The following is a 19,726-nucleotide window of genomic DNA, read 5'->3' as shown; positions in this document are numbered from 1 at the left end:
AAAAACAATTCCCTAAACTGAAAGGAAAGAAACAATGAAAAAAATTGCAAATTACTTATTAATTGAGAAAACAGATGACCGCTATACCATTAGCATGACACCAGAATTACAAGACGATATTGGTACTATTGGTTACGCTGAATTTACGGATAACGACCACCTTGCCGTTGATGACATTATCTTAAATCTAGAGGCTTCTAAGACTGTCATGTCTGTCTTGTCACCATTGGCTGGGGCAGTTGTTGAGCGCAATGAGGCAGCCACACTAACACCAACCCTTTTGAATTCAGAAAAAGCTGAGGAAAATTGGATTGTTGTGCTAACAGATGTTGATCAAGCAGCTTTTGATGCCCTAGAAGATGCCTAGTTCATTTGATTTATTAGGGGAAATGATTGGTCTGTTGCAAACAGAGCAGCTTACTAGTTCTTGGGCCTGTCCCTTGCCTAATGCTTTAACAAAGCGACAAGACTTGTGGCGGGCGCTCATTAACCAGCGCCCTGCTTTGCCCTTATCAAAAGATTACTTGAATCTGGAAGATGCTTATCTAGATGATTGGCGTGCTTCTTTTGTTCCTGTATCAGTCAAGGATTGCCAAAAAACTAATTATACCAGTCTTTTTCTTTACCATGGGGATATTAGGTATCTTGCTGTGGATGCTATTGTCAACGCTGCTAATAGTGAGTTATTGGGATGTTTTAGTCCTAACCATGGCTGTATTGATAATGCGATTCATACGTTTGCCGGAAGTCGTTTACGCTTAGCTTGTCAGGCAATCATGACTGAACAAGGCCGTAAGGAAGCCATTGGACAAGCAAAGCTTACCAGTGCTTATCATCTACCAGCCTCTTATATTATTCATACCGTAGGGCCAAGAATTACCAAAGGACACCACGTTTCTCCGATTCGAGCTGATTTGTTAGCACGTTGTTATCGTTCTAGTCTTGATTTGGCGGTTAAAGCAGGATTGACTAGCCTAGCTTTTTGCTCTATTTCAACAGGAGAATTTGGCTTTCCTAAAAAAGAAGCCGCTCAGATTGCTATTAAGACAGTTTTAAAATGGCAAGCAGAACATCCAGAATCTAAGACCTTAACTACCATTTTTAATACCTTTACATCAGAAGACAAGGCCTTATACGACACTTATTTGCAAAAGGAGAATAACTGTGAGTAATTGGACAACCTATCCTCAGAAAAACCTCACCCAGGCAGAACAACTGGCCCAATTAATCAAAGAAGCAGATGCACTTGTAGTTGGTATTGGAGCTGGCATGTCTGCAGCTGATGGTTTTACTTATATCGGGTCGCGTTTTGAGACGGCATTCCCAGATTTTATTGCTAAGTATCAGTTTTTGGATATGCTGCAAGCTAGCCTTTTTGATTTTGAAGATTGGCAAGAATATTGGGCTTTTCAAAGTCGCTTTGTCGCTTTGAATTATCTTGATCAGCCCGTAGGCCAGTCTTATCTTGATTTAAAAGAGATTTTGGGAACCAAAGACTATCATATTATTACTACTAATGCTGATAATGCTTTTTGGGTGGCTGGTTATGATCCTCATAACATTTTTCACATTCAAGGAGAATATGGTTTGTGGCAATGTAGCCAGCACTGCCATCAGCAAACTTATAAGGACGATACGGTCATCCGTCAAATGATCGCAGAGCAAAAAAACATGAAAGTCCCAGGTCAACTGATTCCTCATTGCCCTGAATGTGAGGCGCCTTTTGAAATCAATAAGCGTAATGAAGAAAAAGGAATGGTTGAAGATGCTGACTTTCATGCCCAAAAAGCACGTTATGAGGCTTTTTTATCAGAACATAAAGAGGGTAAAGTGCTTTATCTAGAAATTGGTGTGGGACATACGACGCCTCAGTTTATCAAACACCCCTTTTGGAAACGTGTCTCAGAAAATCCTAATGCCTTATTCGTTACCTTGAATCACAAACATTACCGCATCCCTCTGTCAATAAGGCGACAAAGCCTAGAACTGACAGAACACATTGCACAATTGATTAGCGCCACAAAAACCATTTACCAAAAATCGTAACCAAAGCCAATAGACGGTTAATTAAGAGATAGAGAAGGAGACTAACATGTACCTTATTGAACCGATTCGTAACGGTAAACGTATCACCGATGGAGCTGTTGCTCTAGCCATGCAAGTTTATGTTCAAGAAAATCTATTTTTAGATGATGATATTTTATTTCCCTACTATTGTGATCCCAAAGTTGAAATTGGAAAATTCCAGAATGCAGTTGTAGAAACTAATCAAGAGTATTTAAAAGAGCATCATATCCCTGTTGTTCGCAGAGATACTGGCGGTGGTGCCGTTTATGTAGATTCTGGTGCTGTTAATATTTGCTACTTGATTAATGATAATGGTATTTTTGGTGATTTTAAAAGAACCTATCAGCCCGCTATTGAAGCCCTTCATCATTTGGGAGCAACAGAGGTTGAAATGTCTGGACGGAATGACTTGGTTATTGATGGGAAAAAGGTATCTGGCGCTGCGATGACTATTGCTAATGGCCGTGTTTATGGGGGATATTCCCTTTTGCTAGATGTGGACTTTGAAGCCATGGAAAAAGCATTAAAACCTAATCGCAAAAAAATTGAATCAAAAGGCATCAGGTCAGTTCGTAGTCGCGTTGGAAACATCAGAGAACATTTAGCACCACAATACCAAGGTATTACGATTGAAGAGTTCAAAGATTTAATGGTTTGCCAATTGTTACAGATTGAGACGATTAGCCAAGCTAAGCGTTATGATTTAACGGAAAAAGACTGGCAACAAATTGATGCTTTAACAGAGCGCAAATATCACAATTGGGAATGGAATTATGGCAACGCGCCTCAATACCGTTACCATAGAGATGGCCGTTTTACCGGTGGAACAGTAGATATTCATTTAGATATTAAAAAAGGCTATATTGCAGCTTGTCGCATTTACGGAGATTTTTTTGGCAAGGCAGACATTGCAGAACTTGAAGGTCACTTGATAGGAACACGAATGGAAAAAGAGGATGTCTTAGCTACCCTCAATGCAATTGATTTAGCCCCTTATTTAGGTGCGATTACAGCAGAAGAATTAGGAGATTTGATATTTTCTTGATAAAAAAGATACCTCAGACCGGTAAAGTGTGATTAAAAACGAACAATAATTGTTTTAATTCAAATAAATGTACGTATGATATGAATTGTGATATAATGACGTCATTACGTAAAATTGAGGAGTCATCATGAAATCAGATATCGAAATTGCCCAAAGTGTCGCCTTACAACCAATCACTGACATTGTTAAAAAGGTTGGAATAGACGGCGATGACATTGAGCTTTATGGCAAATATAAGGCTAAATTGTCTTTTGAGAAAATGAAAGCTGTCGAAGCTAATGAGCCTGGAAAATTAATCTTGGTAACTGCTATTAACCCTACTCCAGCAGGAGAAGGAAAATCAACCATGTCTATTGGACTGGCAGATGCCTTAAATCAAATGGGAAAAAAAACCATGCTTGCCTTACGTGAACCCTCCCTTGGTCCTGTTATGGGGATTAAAGGCGGGGCAGCAGGTGGTGGTTATGCCCAAGTATTGCCTATGGAAGACATTAATCTTCACTTTACTGGTGACATGCATGCCATTACAACCGCTAATAATGCATTATCTGCTTTGATTGACAATCATTTGCAGCAAGGAAACGATTTAGGAATTGATCCTCGCCGCATTATTTGGAAGCGCGTGTTGGACCTTAATGATCGTGCTCTTCGTCAGGTAATTGTTGGCTTAGGTAGTCCAGTGAATGGTGTGCCACGCGAAGATGGGTTCGATATCACAGTAGCTTCTGAAATCATGGCAATTTTATGTTTGGCAACTGACTTAAAAGATCTAAAGAAACGTCTTGCTGATATCGTTGTGGCTTATACCTATGATCGTAAGCCTGTCTATGTGCGTGACTTGAAGGTTGAAGGAGCCTTGACATTAATTCTAAAAGATGCTATCAAGCCAAACTTGGTGCAGACTATTTATGGAACACCAGCTCTTATTCATGGGGGGCCATTTGCTAATATTGCTCATGGTTGTAATTCTGTCCTTGCTACCTCAACAGCTTTGCGATTAGCAGATTACACTGTTACCGAAGCAGGATTCGGGGCCGACCTAGGAGCTGAAAAATTCCTAAATATCAAAGTACCTAATCTTCCTAAAGCACCAGATGCTATCGTTATTGTTGCAACCTTGCGCGCCCTTAAAATGCATGGAGGTGTCGCCAAATCAGATTTAGCCGCTGAAAATTGTGAGGCTGTTCGCTTAGGATTTGCCAACTTAAAACGTCACGTGGAAAACATGCGCCAATTCAAAGTTCCAGTTGTGGTGGCTATCAATGAATTTGTAGCAGATACCGAGGCTGAAATTGCTACCTTAAAAGCGCTTTGTGAAGAGATTAAGGTTCCAGTAGAATTAGCCAGTGTTTGGGCAAATGGAGCTGAGGGAGGCTTAGCATTAGCTAAAACAGTGGTTCGTGTGATTGATCAAGAAGCTGCTGACTACAAACGTCTCTATTCAGATGAGGATACTTTGGAAGAAAAAGTGATCAATATCGTTACCCAGATTTATGGTGGCAAAGCTGTTCAATTTGGCCCCAAGGCCAAAACACAATTGAAGCAGTTCGCAGAATTCGGTTGGGATAAATTGCCTGTTTGTATGGCTAAGACCCAATACAGTTTTTCAGATAACCCATCCTTGCTTGGAGCGCCAACCGATTTTGACATTACCATTCGTGAATTTGTTCCTAAAACAGGAGCAGGTTTTATTGTTGGTTTAACAGGTGATGTGATGACCATGCCTGGTTTGCCTAAAGTTCCAGCTGCCATGGCAATGGATGTAGCAGAAAATGGCACAGCCCTCGGTCTCTTTTAGGAAAAATTGCTCGAATAATTCGAGCAAGCGCTCCTTTCTTCCCGCTTTACTGTGATATAATAAGGTAAATGAGATTTTGGAGGGATGATTATCAAAAAGAAAGCAAAAGTAAAATATTTGCTCCATAAAGGGAAACATGGATTTTTAAGAGGAATTTTTAGTAGAACAACAATCATTGTATTATTAATTATTTTGCAATTAGTTTTCTTATTTCAATCTTATGCCTGGATGGAGCAGTACCGTGTTTGGATAACGATTCTTGAAAGTGTCTTTGCTATTACTATTGTTTTATATTTAGTTAATAGTGATATGGATGCTATTTCAAGAATGACGTGGTTAATTTTGATTATGATTGCTCCATTACTAGGGTCACTGTTTTTAATTTATACAAAATTGGATTGGGGTTACAGAGGGCTAAAACAAAGAATAAATCATCTTGTAGATCTGTCTGCACCTTACCTTAGCGATGATGACGCTATATTAGAGGTATTAAAGGATAGCACATCAACCACATATCATTTAGTACAGTACTTAGAAAGAAGTCGTGGCAACTTTCCGATTTATAATAATACAAGGGTAACTTACTTCCCAACAGGTGAAACTTTTTTTGATAGTTTAAAAGAACAGTTATTCTTAGCTAAAAAGTACATTTTTCTTGAATTTTTTATTATTGCAGAAGGCCAAATGTGGGGAGAAATCCTTAGTATTCTAGAAAAAAAAGTCAGTGAAGGTGTAGAAGTTAGGGTGTTGTTTGATGGCATGAACGAACTATCAACGCTATCATCAGATTACGCCAAGAGATTAGAACAAATAGGGATTAAAGCTAAATCATTTTTACCGATTTCACCCTTTATCTCTACCTATTACAATTATCGAGATCACCGAAAAATTGTCGTTATTGATGGGGAGGTATCATTCACTGGAGGTATTAATCTAGCAGATGAGTACATTAATGAAGTAGAGCGTTTTGGCCACTGGAAAGATGCTGGTTTAATGCTTGAGGGTGAAGCAACAGACAGCTTTTTAATTTTGTTTTTACAAATGTGGTCTATCACAGAAAAAGAACTGATTATTGATCCTTATCTTTCAGATCATTCTTTAAAACTTCCTTCAGATGGCTATGTTATTCCCTACGGTGATTCCCCGCTTGATACTGATAAAATAGGTAAAAATGTTTATATAGACATTTTAAATCATGCTAAAGAGTACGTTTATATCATGACACCTTACCTTATTTTAGATAGCGAGATGGAACACGCTTTACGGTTTGCATCAGAACGTGGAGTAGATATCCGAATTATTATGCCAGGAGTGCCAGATAAGGGGGTACCATATGCCTTAGCTAAAACCTATTATAAAGCTTTGATGTCTTCTGGAGTAAAAATTTATGAGTATCAACCAGGGTTCGTTCATTCAAAGGTATTTATCTCTGATAATACAAAAGCAGTTGTCGGAACAATTAACTTAGACTATCGTAGCCTTTATCATCATTTTGAATGCGCGACTTATTTATATCGTGTGTCAGTTATTGCTGATATTGTGAATGACTTTAATGAAGCTCAAAAGCAATCACTATTGATGACATCAGATCATTTGACGCAACGTCCTTGGTATCAAAAATTGATAGGATTATTAGTACGAACAATTGCCCCTCTCTTGTAATTTTCGTAAAATATGTTATAATATCTGTATGCGATGAGTCGATTGTGACTGCAAAGTCACTTTTGCGCAGGGGAGGTCATTAAGGCGGGAAGCCGACTTTGATAATCTGTGTGAACCATTTTATCACAATCTTATTTATTAAGAATGCCCCTTGGATTGAGATATTCTCAATCCTTTTTTTAATTTTATTATCTTAGTTAAAATTCAGAATGTATCAGTGATTACTGTGTTTCAAAATAAGAAAGTAGTTTTTCGGGTATGAGTGCTATGACTTGACAAATGCTAATAACATTTGCATAATGTAGGTAGAGATGAAAACTTATGAAAAGAGATGATCTTATGCAAATTATTAAGCGTGATGGCCACGTTGCTGATTTTGATCCAGATAAAATTTATCAAGCAATTATTAAAGCAGCAAGGACGGTCTATGTTATTGATGACACGTGGCGACAAAACTTAACACATGTCACTAAAAAAGTAGTTATTGATTTAGAAGAAGCACATGTAGAACGTCCTACTATCAATATGGTCCAATCCCTTGTGGAGAATCGTTTGATGGATGCTGGATATATTACCATTGCAGAACATTACATTTCTTATCGTCTTCAGCGAGATTTAGAGCGCAATGGCTATGGTGATAAGATTGTGGTTCACTTGCGTTTTGAACAAATAAAATAAAAACGCTTCTAATGGCATTTTAGTGTCTTTGAGGGGATAAGGTTTAAATACCTAACAGATAAAAATCTGTTAGGTATTTTTTTGCTACTATTAGGTGTATTCTATATTACATAGAACTTAAGCATTCAAGCTTTAGTTTAACTTTCTGTTTATTTTTTGCTACATTTTGGGAAACTCCCCTCCTTTCTTAGTTGAGGTGAATAAACTTTTATTTGATAAATTATATCCTTAGTCTTAATGAAACAGTCTAGGATAATACTACTTCGAAGTGACAGCTAGTAGTTTCCAATTTTTAAGTAGTCTAAAATTATGTTTTTTTAATTTCAAAACCATGCTTTTTAGAGATTTTATAATACTTATTTATCCCCATTTTTTATATTAATGGTACGAAGAAAAGTTAGTTGCTCTTTCCACAAGTATTTTTGATTAGTGAGTTTAATTTGCTTTGTATTTGTTGATTGATAGTAATAGAGAGATAGCGTTTTTTTCCAGTTATTATTATTCTATCAGATTTATCTAATGTAAAGTTTCTATAAGAGTCTGATGTCGTGTAATCAATCACTAAATGAGTAGGGGTTAGTTGATAGTGAATATCAGGGCAATTTTGTTTTAAAAAGAGAGCCAATTGACGTTCCCGCTGTTTTAGATAACGCTTAATAAAGCGAAGATTTTTTTGAAACATCCCATTTTCTAAATAAAGAGCTAATGCTTTTTGCATTAGTAAGTTCGTGTCTAAATCAATCAATGATTTTTGGGTTAAAAAATGAGGTTTTAAACCTGACGGTAAAACTAGAGCTCCGATACGGAGTGCAGGAAAAACACTCATTGAAAAAGATTTTAGGTAGATGATTCGGTGATGAGTGTCATAATAATGAATTGGTGGCTCTTTAAGTTTCACAAAATCTCCTAAATAATCATCTTCTAAAATATAAACCTGGTATCGTTGTGCTAGACGAACAATAGCTTCCTTTTCCTTAGTGCTATAAGAAAGTCCCAGAGGATGTGAAAATCGTGAAATCGTGTAAAAAAATTTAATATCGCCAGTTTGAAATAAAGATTCTAAGAGTTCTAAATCAAGGCCATTAAAGTGTCTAGAGATAGTTTGATAGGGTAATCCTAACTGAGCAACAATAGCTTCCATCCGATGATAAGTAGGCTTTTCAAGGAGAATTGTTTTGCCCGTATTAGGAAAAGGCATTTGTGATAAAATATAAAGCGCTTGTTGCGTCCCAGAGGTGATTAATAGTTGGTCTTTGTTACTGTAAACACTATTTTCAGCTAAGTAAAGAAGCAAAGCTTCCCTTAGTTCTTCTAGTCCTTCGGTTTTGTGATAATAATGAAAGAGGTATTTGTCTTTAGCACTTAAGGCCTCATTTAAGCAGAGTCGGAAATCTTCATAAGCCATATTATTATAATCTTCAAGACTTAGATTAAGAACATTATCGGGCATGCTTACGTTACCCAAAACATAATAACCACTTTTAGGAACAGCATAAATTAAGTGACGATATTTTAATTCTAAAAGAGCCCGCTGAACAGTATCTTTGCTACAATAATAAACCTTACTTAGTACCCTAATTGAAGGTAGCTTGTCCCCTTTTTTTAGTCGCTGTTTCTGGATATCTTGTTCGATATTGGAAATGATTGTTTGATATTTTGTTGTCATAAATTGTCCCCATACAGTTAAGTGTTATAACTATTGTATCTTATGCCTCTTTTTCTTACAATAGTTATTATAGAAAAGAGGTAATAGCTATGAAACGGATTGTTGTGGCAAATGATCTGGTTGGTGTTGGTAAGGTAGCCTTGTCTGCTAGTATTCCTTTAATGGCTTCTTGTTTGTTAGAGCAAGTTTTATTACCAACTTGCCTTTTATCAAGCCATACTGGCGGAGGACAGAACCCTGTGAAGCATACTACATCAAGTATATTAGACGTTTTTTTAACAGATTGGGACAACAAAAGAATTAAGTTTGACGGCATTTTTATAGGTTATTTTACGACAACAAGAGATGGGCAAAAGCTGCTAGAATGGCTTTCAAGAAAGCAACTTCCCTTAATTTTAGATCCAATTATGGCAGATAATGGAAAACTTTATCAAGGCTTCAGTCAAAAACATATAGAGATTATGATAAAACTTACTCAAAAAGCTGAGCTTGTTTTACCTAATATTAGTGAGGCTTGTCTATTAACACAAACAGCTTATTTAGCAAAAAATTATGATGAAGAAGATATTAGACAGGTGGCTAGAAAATTAGCTAAGCTTGGACCTAAACAGGTTGTCATTAGCGGAATCTCTTTTGAGGAGGGCAGCATTGGTTTTGCTTACTATCAGTCAGATTCAGATCAATTAACATTCCATTTTGGGAAGCAATTCCCTTACCATTTCTATGGTACAGGAGATATAGCATCAGCTATTATAACAGCAGGATTCTATTATCAGCTACCACTAACACAAATTCTAGATCTTGTTGTTTCATTTCTTGAAAAAGTATTGCAAAATACCCTTACATTAAAAAGAGATTTAATCTTAGGTGTTGCTTATGAATCTCATTTAAATTACTTAACTAAATCGTTTAAAAAGTTGTTGGAGGAAAAAAATGTCATCTCAAAAATTAGCTAATTATATTGAATTGAGTATGTATGCCGCTTTAATTTTTATTTCAGTACAAGTGTTGCGTGTCCCTGTCGGTATGCAGTTTATTCATCTTGGCAATGCATTAGTTGTTATTGCAGTCTTAATCTATGGTAGTAAAAAAGGAGCTCTAGTTGCTAGTCTTGGTTTAGGGATCTTTGATGTTTTGAACGGCTATGCTTCAGTCGTTTGGATAACTATCTTAGAATCCTTGGCTATTTGTTTAATTTTGCATTTGGTATATGAAAGAGCTATGCAATCTAGTAAAAAACCAAAAGCCATTATAACAATAACAGTTATTGCTGCATTGTCAAAATTAACTATTAACCTTATAAAATACTTACTGTTAGCTTATATAGGTACTCAGCTACCACTTTCGGTATCTTTTTGGGTAGCTCTTGGAAAAATTGGTGGTAGTTTCGGAACATCTTTTGTGACTTTAGTTGCTGTTCCTCTTTTGTATCCTGTTATCAAAAACTTAAAAGAAAAGGTTACAATCGGACAAGCAAAAAGAGGTTTTTGATACAAGTACCTTATCGATAAAAAAGCAAGGTACACTTTTAGTCAAATATTGACAAAAGGTTACAATTTTGCCATAATGAAATAACTATAAAGCCGTTTTGACGGCTTTTTTGATGACAGTTAAGGAAGAAACGATGAGTATTTTAGAAGTTAAGCAGTTGAGTCACGGTTTTGGGGATCGGGCTATTTTTGAAAATGTGTCATTTCGCCTCTTAAAAGGCGAACATATTGGACTAGTTGGGGCAAATGGTGAAGGAAAATCAACCTTTATGAGTATAGTCACAGGACATTTACAGCCTGACGAAGGAAAAGTAGAGTGGTCGAAGTATGTCACTGCAGGTTACCTGGATCAACATACAGTGTTGGAATCAGGACAAACCGTTCGTGATGTCTTGCGAACTGCTTTTGATGAGTTATTTAAGACCGAGAATCGTATTAATGAGATTTACGCGTCAATGGCAGATGATAAAGCTGATATTGCTGTTTTGATGGAAGAAGTAGGTGAGCTTCAAGATCGTTTAGAAAGTCGTGATTTCTATACTTTGGATGCTAAGATTGATGAAGTAGCGCGTGCGCTTGGTGTTATGGATTTTGGAATGGAGTCAGATGTTACATCCTTATCAGGTGGGCAACGAACAAAGGTTTTATTAGCCAAATTACTATTAGAAAAACCTGATATTCTGCTATTAGATGAACCAACTAACCATTTGGATGCTGAGCATATTGAATGGTTAAAACGCTATTTACAACATTATGAAAATGCTTTTGTGTTGATTTCGCATGATATTTCTTTCTTAAATGATGTGATTAATATTGTTTATCATGTTGAAAATCAAAGTTTAGTTCGCTATACTGGGGATTATTACCAATTTCAAGCTGTTTATGAGATGAAACAATCTCAACTTGAAGCAGCCTATGAACGTCAACAAAAAGAGATTGCTAACTTGCAGGATTTTGTCAACCGAAATAAGGCTCGGGTAGCGACACGTAACATGGCAATGTCTCGCCAAAAAAAACTTGATAAGATGGATATAATTGAACTTCAAGCTGAGAAACCAAAACCAAATTTTGAATTTAAGCAAGCTAGAACTCCCAGTCGATTCATTTTTCAAACAAAAAATCTTGTGATTGGTTATGATTACCCATTGACCAAAGAACCCTTAAATATAACGTTTGAAAGAAATCAAAAAATTGCTATTGTTGGGGCCAACGGTATTGGAAAATCTACTTTGCTAAAAAGTTTATTAGGTGTTATTGAGCCTTTAGAAGGTCATATTGTCACAGGGGATTTTTTAGAAGTTGGCTACTTTGAACAAGAAGTGACAGGTGTTAACCGACAAACTCCGCTAGAAGTAGTTTGGGATGCTTTTCCTGCCTTAAATCAGGCAGAAGTTCGAGCGGCACTAGCTCGTTGCGGACTAACATCAAAACATATCGAAAGTCAAATTCAAGTACTTTCGGGTGGTGAACAAGCAAAAGTTCGTTTTTGTTTGTTGATGAATCGTGAAAATAACGTGCTTATTTTAGACGAACCAACAAATCATCTTGATATTGATGCTAAAAATGAGCTCAAACGTGCTTTAAAAGCATATAAGGGTTCTATTTTAATGGTTTGTCATGAACCTGATTTCTACAATGGGTGGGTAACCGATACTTGGGATTTTAGTAAGTTAACCTAAACTATTCCTTAATTTTTTACACAGAAATTACTAAAATCAGTAAAGATATAGAATAAATACTGCTAGATATGTGATGGTTTAGGTAACTGATCACCAACCAAAAAAGATGTGACTACATCTTTTTTTTATCTAATGGAATGGTGTAAAGTCGTTTAATAATAGCTTATTTTTTGATGATCAGTTGTTCATGAAATTGTTGGTGATTAACAAGTCATTTAAGATACAAACGTTATTACTAAAAAGTGATTCAAATAGTTTCCCTATTTTTATGTTTTTTTAAAATTTATTACGAATAAATAGATAAAGACAGTGAAGATGATTAGTAAGTACATCTGCTAAGATTACGAATAGATGGGGACAATAAATGACGAATTTAACGTTTTATGCAAAAATCGGTATTTCAGAAGAAGAGCATGACTCTTTTGTTAAAGAACATCAGCAAATTAGCGTTTTACAAGGTAGTGATTGGGCAAAAATCAAAAATCAATGGCAGAATGAGCGAATTGGTATCTATAAAGAGGAAAAGCAGGTTGCCTCTTTATCACTTTTGATTAAGCTATTGCCACTTGGAAGAAGCATTATTTATATTCCAAGAGGGCCAGTCATGGATTATCTTGACCGTGATTTGGTGGCATTTACCATGAAAACACTAAAGGATTATGGTAAAACTAAAAAGGCCCTCTTTATCAAATATGATCCAGCTATCCTGTTAAAACAATACGCACTGGGACAGGAAGAAGAAGAAAAACCTTTAGCTTTAGCAGCTATTAAGAGTCTCCAAGAAGCTGGTGTTCATTGGACTGGTTTAACAATGGAGATTGCAGATAGTATCCAACCTCGTTTCCAAGCTAATATTTACACTCAAGAAAACCTTGAGATGCAATTTCCTAAGCATACCAGACGTTTAATAAAAGATGCTAAGCAGCGTGGTGTAAAAACATATCGTGTCAGTCAATCAGAACTTCACAAATTTTCCAAGATTGTCTCCTTAACAGAAAAACGTAAAAATATTTCTTTGCGTAACGAAGCTTACTTTCAAAAGTTGATGACTACTTATGGGGATAAGGCCTACTTACATCTAGCAAAAGTGAATATTCCTCAAAAACTAGATCAATACCGCCAGCAATTAATTCTTATTAACCAAGATATTACTCGCACCCAAGCTCATCAAAAGAAGCGTTTAAAAAAATTAGAAGATCAAAAAGCTTCTTTAGAACGTTATATAACTGAATTTGAAGGCTTTACAGACCAATATCCTGAGGAAGTTGTTGTAGCAGGTATATTATCTATTTCTTATGGAAATGTTATGGAAATGCTTTATGCTGGGATGAATGATGATTTTAAGAAGTTTTATCCTCAGTATCTGCTGTATCCTAATGTTTTTCAGGATGCTTATCAAGATGGTATTATTTGGGCTAACATGGGAGGAGTAGAAGGCTCGCTTGATGATGGACTTACCAAATTTAAGGCCAACTTTGCTCCGACAATAGAAGAATTTATAGGAGAATTTAATCTCCCTGTCAGCCCACTTTATCATATTGCTAATACCATGTACAAAATACGAAAACAGTTAAAGAATAAACATTAAAAGACTCGCTCATTTTGGCGAGTCTTTTAATGTTTATTCTGTTATTCCCATTCAACTGTTGCGGGTGGTTTACTTGTGATGTCGTAGACGATACGGTTAACGTGGTCAACTTCATTTACGATACGTGTTGAGATTTTTTTCAAGACATCCCAAGGAAGTTGAGCAAAGTCAGCTGTCATACCATCAATAGACGTAATAGCACGAATGGCGATGGTATAATCATAAGTACGACCATCTCCCATGACGCCTACAGAACGGACACCTGTGTTAACTGTAAAGTATTGCCACACGTCACGATCAAGTCCAGCCTTAGCAATTTCTTCACGAAGGATAGCGTCTGATTCGCGAACGGTTTCAAGTTTTTCTTCAGTAATTGCTCCCATGACACGGATAGCAAGTCCAGGACCTGGAAATGGTTGGCGCCAAACAATTTCTTCAGGCATTCCAAGAGCGATTCCAAGCGCTCGAACTTCATCTTTGAAAAGAGTGTTTAAGGGCTCAATCAATTCAAACTGCATGTCTTCGGGGAGACCACCCACATTGTGATGTGATTTGATGGTTTGAGCAGTTTCTGTTCCTGACTCAATGATATCAGTATAAAGTGTTCCTTGGGCAAGGAAGTCAACACCTTTTAATTTGCTGGCTTCATCATCAAAAACATAGACAAATTCATTACCAATAATTTTACGTTTTTTCTCAGGATCTTCAACGTCTGCAAGAAGGTCTAAGAAACGTTTTGAAGCATCCACACGGATAATATTTAGGCCAAATTTGCCCCCAAGCATTCCCATAACTTGATCGCCCTCGTCTTTACGAAGAAGACCGTGATCAACGAAAATACAAGTTAATTGGTCACCGATAGCTTTTTGAAGTAGAACACCAACAACTGAAGAATCAACTCCACCAGAAAGACCTAGAAGAACTTTACGATCGCCTACAGTTTCACGAATTTTAGCAATTTCCATGTCAATAAAATTATCCATTGACCAATCACCACGCGCGCCACAAATTGATATAGCAAAGTTTTTAAGAATGTCATTTCCATAAACAGAGTGTCTCACTTCTGGGTGGAACTGAATACCGTAAAGGTTTTTCTCAGTATTTTCAATAGCTGCATAGGGACAGTCATTTGAGTCTCCAACAAGGTGGAAACCTTCTGGAATTTCAGTAACAGCATCACCATGGCTCATCAAAACGAGTTGTTCTTGAGGTGTGCCTGAAAATAATTTTGACGTTTCACGAAGATGAAGGGTTGACTGACCGTATTCACGATTACCAGCTTGTCCAGCAGGAACAACTTTACCACCTAATTTATGGGTGATTAATTGCATACCGTAACAGATACCAAGAATCGGAATCCCTAGTTCAAAGATTTCAGGGTCAATGCCAAAGGCGTTATCAGCGTAAACAGAGTTAGGCCCTCCTGATAAAACGATACCTATGGGATTGATCTCACGAAGTTCTTGAGCGGTGATTTTATGGCTTTTTAGTTCGGAGAAAACACCAAACTCTCGAATACGTCTAGCAATAAGCTGATTGTACTGGCTACCATAATCAAGAACGATAATTTTTTGAACATCATTCAAAATTGAAATTTCAGTCATTATAATCCTTTCATTCTATACCAACCGTCAGGTTGATAGTTGTCAACTTATTGTAGCATATTTTCATCGAAAAGACATTACAATTTCTCTAGCTCGTTGGAAAAAAACGTAATCGTTATGTTACAATAGAGGCTATGAAAGGGAATTAAGACAACAGGGAGGGCCTATGCTAAGAAAAAAGAGAATTTTGGGTTTATTTCGACTTGTTGAATTAATTTTCCTAGGATTATTGTTGAGTTTAGTTGTTTCGTACCTTGCGTGGACCAATAGTTTTGCAACACTTCATAATATATTAGCAACTGTCGGAATAGTGGAACGAAGCAAAGATCAACAGCCTCGCTATCACATTGGACAAGCTATTCAAGTACAAAAAAGTGGTCCATATCATCAATGGATTGGAACTATTAATAAACAGGTAGAAGATATAGCCGAAAATTACCGAGTGAGTTATCATTATGAAGTGGTATTTCCAATAGGAAAAGTCACTGTTTCTTTGCCAGAACATAACCTGAAAGAGCCTGATAAACCGAGGTTTAAAAAAGGAGATATCGTTAAATTATCTTCATTAACTAAAAAGCCACATATAAAAGTATATCAAGGTCAATTAGCGACTATTAAACAAGTTAAAAAATGCTATGACTATTCGTTAGGAGGATATCAGTACGATATTAATCTGAAAGATAATCTAAGATTAGATGGAATTTCAGAGCAAGATTTTGTTAAACCTTATTATATTAGGTTCAATAAAGGAAATTCCCCTGAGCAAAACAATCGTCTTTTGCGAAAAGCTTTCGCTTATGCAAAGCAGCATCCAAATAGCGTTATATCTTTTCCAAAGGGGCAATTTCACATTGGCTCTTTGCCTTCACAAAAAGATTATTTTGAGCTTCCATCTGATACAGCTATTATTGGTCATCAGACAGAGTTCATTATTCACGGTAAAATGTTGTGGTTTGGATTCCCTACAGGACCAAAGGCTGAACAAGGTGTTCGTAATCTCGTGTTGACTGGAGTGCATTTCAAAGCAAATGATTTGAAAAAAGGAGACCACTTTATGATTATGGCTGATCATGGTACTGATTGGCATATTTACGATAACAAATTTACTATGGTTCATAAGCGTAATAGTCATATTTTTGATTTAGGATCTCTACAAAATTCATTGTTTGAGAAAAACCAATTTATTGGCTATGCGCCAGAATTAGTACAAGACCAACAGCTGCTATCAAAGGCTCAAGGGCATGATTTTTTTTCAGAAGTCATTCAGTTTGATGCTGCTGTTCATCATTTTGCATGGGATGGAGGTCTACTTAGTAATATTGCTCCAAACTATGAAGCATTTAACCAAACTCGACATCTATGTCACAATATTACTGTAAGCCAAAATCAATTTTTACCTTATATAGATCCGACTGGTTGCCTGAGAGCCTATAGTGGTTCTATTGGTCAGCATTCCTCAAAAGTAGGAGTTATTAGGGTTTTAAATAATGTTTTTACCTCATCCATTGTTACTAAAGCGAAGCTCACTAGTTGGTTTATGGAACCTATTCATTTTCCACCAAATTCACCGGTTATTGTCGCAGGTAATATCATTAATTGATGCCAAATACCTCAATATTTACAATTCAATTTTCATCAAAAATATGATAAAATAGATGAATAACCGACTTGAGGAGTGTGGCATGTTACCAGCTTATATAAAAATTCATGATGCAATTAAAAAAGACATTGATCTGGGCATCTGGCCAATTGGTAGTCGCTTACCAAGTGAACGACATTTAGCGGAACATTTCACCGTTAGTCGAATGACTCTACGGCAGGCTATTACATTACTAGTAGAAGAAGGGATTCTTGAAAGGCGGATAGGAAGTGGTACTTATGTTGCCAGTCATCGTGTTCAAGAAAAAATGCGAGGAACAACAAGTTTCACAGAAATTATACGCTCCCAAGGACGACAACCCTCCTCTAAATTATTATCCTATCAAAAGCAATTAGCTAGTGATACCGAAGTTAAAGAATTGAACTTAGACAAAACAGACTTGGTCATTCGAATGGAACGTATCCGCTATGCAGACAGTGTCCCTTTGGTGTACGAAATTGCTTCAATCCCAGAAAAATTTATAAAAACGGTTAAACGAGCTGATATTACAGAACACTTTTTTCACTCATTGATAGCAAATGGTTACGAGATTGGTAAAAGTAAACAGACAATCTACGCTAAGCTAGCAAGTGAGCGTGTAGCCTCCTACTTGGAAGTTGCTAAAGGACATGCCATTTTGGCTCTAACTCAGGTGTCTTACTTTACAGACGGCAAACCTTTTGAGTATGTCCGCAGTCAGTATATCGGTGACCGTTTTGAATTTTACTTAGAAAATAATTAGTAAAGAAGTCATTTATGACTTCCTTTTTTACACGAACAGCACAAGGCAATTAATTTGCTACTGTTAAAAACAATCATAGTATGATAAAATGAACATTATGGAAATTGAAAAAACAAACAGGATGAATGCCCTTTTTGAATTTTATGCAGCTTTGCTAACAGATAAACAAATGAATTATATTGAACTGTATTATGCCGATGATTATAGCTTAGCTGAGATTGCTGATGAATTTGGTGTCAGTCGTCAGGCTGTCTATGATAATATTAAGCGTACGGAAAAAATTTTAGAGACTTATGAGATGAAACTTCATATGTATTCGGATTATGTTGTTCGAAGTGAAATCTTTGACGACATGATTGCTCACTACCCTCATGATGAGTATTTGCAAGAAAAAATTTCCATTCTAACCAGTATTGACAATAGAGAGTAAGAGGAGTTTTGACTATGGCTTTTGAAAGCTTAACCCAACGTTTGCAAGATGTGTTTAAACACATTCGCGGTAAAAAGAAATTATCAGAATCAGATGTTCAAGAAGTGACAAAAGAGATTCGTCTAGCTCTTTTAGAAGCCGATGTCGCTTTACCAGTTGTTAAAACCTTTATTAAGCGCGTACGTGAGCGCGCTATTGGCCATGAGATTATTGATACTCTTGATCCAACACAACAAATTCTTAAGATTGTTAATGAAGAATTAACGAGTATTTTAGGCTCAGAAACTGCAGAGATTGATAAATCTCCAAAAATTCCAACTATTATCATGATGGTCGGTTTGCAAGGGGCTGGTAAAACAACTTTTGCAGGAAAACTCGCTAATAAATTAATTAAAGAAGAAAACGCGCGACCACTGATGATTGCTGCCGATATTTACCGTCCAGCGGCCATTGATCAGTTAAAAACACTGGGGCAACAAATCAATGTACCTGTTTTTGATATGGGGACAGACCACTCAGCAGTCGATATTGTCAGAAAAGGTTTGGAACAAGCTCGTGAAAACCACAATGACTATGTCTTGATTGATACTGCGGGTCGCTTGCAAATTGATGAAAAACTGATGGGAGAGCTGCGCGATGTCAAGGCTTTAGCACAACCAAATGAAATTCTTTTGGTTGTAGATAGCATGATTGGTCAAGAAGCTGCCAATGTAGCCTACGAGTTTAATCATCAGTTGAGCATCACAGGGGTTGTGTTAACAAAGATTGATGGTGATACACGTGGAGGTGCGGCGCTATCTGTCCGTGAAATCACTGGGAAACCAATTAAATTTACAGGTATTGGTGAAAAAATCACAGATATTGAAACATTTCACCCAGACCGCATGTCCAGTCGGATTTTGGGAATGGGGGATTTGCTTACCCTCATTGAAAAAGCTAGCCAGGAATATGATGAGAAAAAATCCTTAGAGTTAGCTGAAAAAATGCGTGAAAACACCTTTGATTTCAATGATTTTATTGAACAGTTAGATCAAGTGCAAAATATGGGGCCTATGGAAGACCTCTTGAAAATGATTCCAGGAATGGCTGGTAACCCAGCTTTGGCCAATATCAAAGTTGACGAAAACCAAATTGCTCGCAAACGTGCTATTGTCTCTTCAATGACACCCGCTGAACGTGAAAATCCTGACTTACTAAACCCGAGTCGTCGCCGTCGTATTGCAGCTGGTTCCGGGAACAGCTTTGTAGAAGTTAATAAATTTATCAAAGACTTTAACCAAGCCAAAAGCATGATGCAAGGGGTTATGTCGGGCGATATGTCTAAAATGATGAAAGATATGGGTATTAATCCCAATAATCTTCCTAAAAACATGCCTGCTGGTATGCCAGATATGTCTTCCTTAGAAGGAATGATGGGACAAGGTGGTATGCCTGATTTATCTGGCCTTGGTGGTGATATGGATATGAGTCAACTATTTGGTAAAGGGTTTAAAGGAAAAATTGGCCAATTTGCCATGAAACAGGCCATGAAACGGCAGGCTAACAAACTAAAAAAAGCAAAGAAAAAACGAAAATAAAAGAGACGAAAATTTTCGTCTCTTTTTGATGTGAAATTCATTTATCTTGTATACAAGATTA

Annotated in this window: 17 protein-coding genes; 15 read left to right on the top strand and 2 right to left on the bottom strand. The window is 36.7% G+C overall.

The window, feature by feature from the left end; translation table 11 throughout:
• Positions 1 to 34: 34 nt before the first annotated feature.
• The 7 genes from B6D67_RS05335 to B6D67_RS05305 all read left to right on the top strand — a co-directional run bounded on the left by B6D67_RS05335 (position 35) and on the right by B6D67_RS05305 (position 7,250).
• Complete coding sequence (locus B6D67_RS05335) at positions 35 to 367, top strand: glycine cleavage system H family protein (protein ID WP_002984553.1); 333 nt, start codon at positions 35 to 37, stop codon at positions 365 to 367.
• Positions 360 to 1,172: a protein-ADP-ribose hydrolase gene (locus B6D67_RS05330; RefSeq protein ID WP_010922344.1), complete on the top strand. Its 813-nt coding sequence runs from the start codon at positions 360 to 362 to the stop codon at positions 1,170 to 1,172. The genes B6D67_RS05335 and B6D67_RS05330 overlap by 8 nt, the downstream gene beginning before the upstream one ends.
• Positions 1,165 to 2,046 (top strand): SIR2 family NAD-dependent protein deacylase, encoded by an 882-nt coding sequence (locus tag B6D67_RS05325; RefSeq protein WP_010922343.1) that lies wholly within the window; start codon positions 1,165 to 1,167, stop codon positions 2,044 to 2,046. The genes B6D67_RS05330 and B6D67_RS05325 overlap by 8 nt, the downstream gene beginning before the upstream one ends.
• Before the next feature lie 46 nt (positions 2,047 to 2,092).
• Positions 2,093 to 3,112 carry a lipoate--protein ligase gene (locus tag B6D67_RS05320; RefSeq protein ID WP_010922342.1) on the top strand — a complete coding sequence of 340 codons (1,020 nt, stop codon included), beginning with the start codon at positions 2,093 to 2,095 and terminating at the stop codon, positions 3,110 to 3,112.
• 127 nt (positions 3,113 to 3,239) lie between these two features.
• Entirely contained in the window at positions 3,240 to 4,910 is a 1,671-nt protein-coding gene (locus B6D67_RS05315) for a formate--tetrahydrofolate ligase (protein WP_002989724.1), read from the top strand.
• A gap of 84 nt (positions 4,911 to 4,994) precedes the next feature.
• Complete coding sequence (gene cls, locus B6D67_RS05310; RefSeq protein ID WP_009880440.1) at positions 4,995 to 6,572, top strand: cardiolipin synthase; 1,578 nt, start codon at positions 4,995 to 4,997, stop codon at positions 6,570 to 6,572.
• Between the two features lie 339 nt (positions 6,573 to 6,911).
• Complete coding sequence (locus tag B6D67_RS05305; protein ID WP_002989726.1) at positions 6,912 to 7,250, top strand: ATP cone domain-containing protein; 339 nt, start codon at positions 6,912 to 6,914, stop codon at positions 7,248 to 7,250.
• 397 nt (positions 7,251 to 7,647) lie between these two features.
• On the opposite strand, the gene B6D67_RS05295 is transcribed toward B6D67_RS05305, so the two are convergent.
• Positions 7,648 to 8,916 (bottom strand): aminotransferase-like domain-containing protein, encoded by a 1,269-nt coding sequence (locus B6D67_RS05295; protein ID WP_010922340.1) that lies wholly within the window; start codon positions 8,914 to 8,916, stop codon positions 7,648 to 7,650.
• Positions 8,917 to 9,005: 89 nt separating this feature from the next.
• Between B6D67_RS05295 and B6D67_RS05290 the strand changes: the two genes are divergently transcribed.
• The 4 genes from B6D67_RS05290 (at position 9,006) to B6D67_RS05275 (ending at position 13,673) form a co-directional block, all read left to right on the top strand.
• Positions 9,006 to 9,872: a pyridoxamine kinase gene (locus tag B6D67_RS05290; protein WP_010922339.1), complete on the top strand. Its 867-nt coding sequence runs from the start codon at positions 9,006 to 9,008 to the stop codon at positions 9,870 to 9,872.
• A complete protein-coding gene (locus tag B6D67_RS05285) occupies positions 9,850 to 10,407 on the top strand; it encodes an ECF transporter S component (RefSeq protein ID WP_002989733.1) in 558 nt (185 codons plus the stop codon). The genes B6D67_RS05290 and B6D67_RS05285 overlap by 23 nt, the downstream gene beginning before the upstream one ends.
• A 133-nt stretch (positions 10,408 to 10,540) precedes the next feature.
• The gene (locus B6D67_RS05280) at positions 10,541 to 12,085 is read left to right on the top strand and encodes an ABC-F family ATP-binding cassette domain-containing protein (RefSeq protein WP_011017795.1); all 1,545 of its coding nucleotides are present in this window, start codon (positions 10,541 to 10,543) and stop codon (positions 12,083 to 12,085) included.
• 364 nt (positions 12,086 to 12,449) lie between these two features.
• Positions 12,450 to 13,673: an aminoacyltransferase gene (locus B6D67_RS05275; RefSeq protein ID WP_029714013.1), complete on the top strand. Its 1,224-nt coding sequence runs from the start codon at positions 12,450 to 12,452 to the stop codon at positions 13,671 to 13,673.
• A gap of 41 nt (positions 13,674 to 13,714) precedes the next feature.
• Here the strand turns inward: B6D67_RS05275 and guaA are convergent, their stop codons facing one another.
• The gene (gene guaA, locus B6D67_RS05270) at positions 13,715 to 15,277 is read right to left on the bottom strand and encodes a glutamine-hydrolyzing GMP synthase (protein WP_009880616.1); all 1,563 of its coding nucleotides are present in this window, start codon (positions 15,275 to 15,277) and stop codon (positions 13,715 to 13,717) included.
• Between the two features lie 166 nt (positions 15,278 to 15,443).
• Here guaA and B6D67_RS05265 point away from each other — a divergent pair, with 166 nt between their 5' ends.
• From B6D67_RS05265 to ffh, 4 genes are all read left to right on the top strand, one after another.
• Positions 15,444 to 16,877: a hypothetical protein gene (locus B6D67_RS05265; RefSeq protein ID WP_010922336.1), complete on the top strand. Its 1,434-nt coding sequence runs from the start codon at positions 15,444 to 15,446 to the stop codon at positions 16,875 to 16,877.
• Between the two features lie 82 nt (positions 16,878 to 16,959).
• On the top strand, positions 16,960 to 17,658 hold the full coding sequence (locus tag B6D67_RS05260; protein ID WP_002989743.1) for a GntR family transcriptional regulator: 699 nt from the start codon (positions 16,960 to 16,962) through the stop codon (positions 17,656 to 17,658).
• 97 nt (positions 17,659 to 17,755) lie between these two features.
• A complete protein-coding gene (locus B6D67_RS05255; protein WP_002989745.1) occupies positions 17,756 to 18,088 on the top strand; it encodes a putative DNA-binding protein in 333 nt (110 codons plus the stop codon).
• Between the two features lie 14 nt (positions 18,089 to 18,102).
• Positions 18,103 to 19,665 (top strand): signal recognition particle protein, encoded by a 1,563-nt coding sequence (gene ffh / locus B6D67_RS05250; protein WP_011285545.1) that lies wholly within the window; start codon positions 18,103 to 18,105, stop codon positions 19,663 to 19,665.
• Positions 19,666 to 19,726: the final 61 nt, after the last annotated feature.

It is taken from the genome of Streptococcus pyogenes, assembly GCF_002055535.1.
Taxonomy (GTDB): domain Bacteria; phylum Bacillota; class Bacilli; order Lactobacillales; family Streptococcaceae; genus Streptococcus; species Streptococcus pyogenes.
Note: the sequence above shows the minus strand (reverse complement) of the source record. Positions and strands in the feature narration are given on the sequence as shown.

Excerpts from the sequence above, each read along its gene's own strand:
- B6D67_RS05335 (WP_002984553.1), top strand. The coding sequence starts at position 35 with ATGAAAAAAATTGCAAATTACTTATTAATTGAGAAAACAGATGACCGC.
- B6D67_RS05330 (WP_010922344.1), top strand. The coding sequence starts at position 360 with ATGCCTAGTTCATTTGATTTATTAGGGGAAATGATTGGTCTGTTGCAA.
- B6D67_RS05320 (WP_010922342.1), top strand. The coding sequence starts at position 2,093 with ATGTACCTTATTGAACCGATTCGTAACGGTAAACGTATCACCGATGGA.
- B6D67_RS05315 (WP_002989724.1), top strand. The coding sequence starts at position 3,240 with ATGAAATCAGATATCGAAATTGCCCAAAGTGTCGCCTTACAACCAATC.
- cls (WP_009880440.1), top strand. The coding sequence starts at position 4,995 with ATGATTATCAAAAAGAAAGCAAAAGTAAAATATTTGCTCCATAAAGGG.
- B6D67_RS05305 (WP_002989726.1), top strand. The coding sequence starts at position 6,912 with ATGCAAATTATTAAGCGTGATGGCCACGTTGCTGATTTTGATCCAGAT.
- B6D67_RS05295 (WP_010922340.1), bottom strand. The coding sequence starts at position 8,916 with ATGACAACAAAATATCAAACAATCATTTCCAATATCGAACAAGATATC.
- B6D67_RS05290 (WP_010922339.1), top strand. The coding sequence starts at position 9,006 with ATGAAACGGATTGTTGTGGCAAATGATCTGGTTGGTGTTGGTAAGGTA.
- B6D67_RS05285 (WP_002989733.1), top strand. The coding sequence starts at position 9,850 with ATGTCATCTCAAAAATTAGCTAATTATATTGAATTGAGTATGTATGCC.
- B6D67_RS05280 (WP_011017795.1), top strand. The coding sequence starts at position 10,541 with ATGAGTATTTTAGAAGTTAAGCAGTTGAGTCACGGTTTTGGGGATCGG.
- B6D67_RS05275 (WP_029714013.1), top strand. The coding sequence starts at position 12,450 with ATGACGAATTTAACGTTTTATGCAAAAATCGGTATTTCAGAAGAAGAG.
- guaA (WP_009880616.1), bottom strand. The coding sequence starts at position 15,277 with ATGACTGAAATTTCAATTTTGAATGATGTTCAAAAAATTATCGTTCTT.
- B6D67_RS05265 (WP_010922336.1), top strand. The coding sequence starts at position 15,444 with ATGCTAAGAAAAAAGAGAATTTTGGGTTTATTTCGACTTGTTGAATTA.
- B6D67_RS05260 (WP_002989743.1), top strand. The coding sequence starts at position 16,960 with ATGTTACCAGCTTATATAAAAATTCATGATGCAATTAAAAAAGACATT.
- B6D67_RS05255 (WP_002989745.1), top strand. The coding sequence starts at position 17,756 with ATGGAAATTGAAAAAACAAACAGGATGAATGCCCTTTTTGAATTTTAT.
- ffh (WP_011285545.1), top strand. The coding sequence starts at position 18,103 with ATGGCTTTTGAAAGCTTAACCCAACGTTTGCAAGATGTGTTTAAACAC.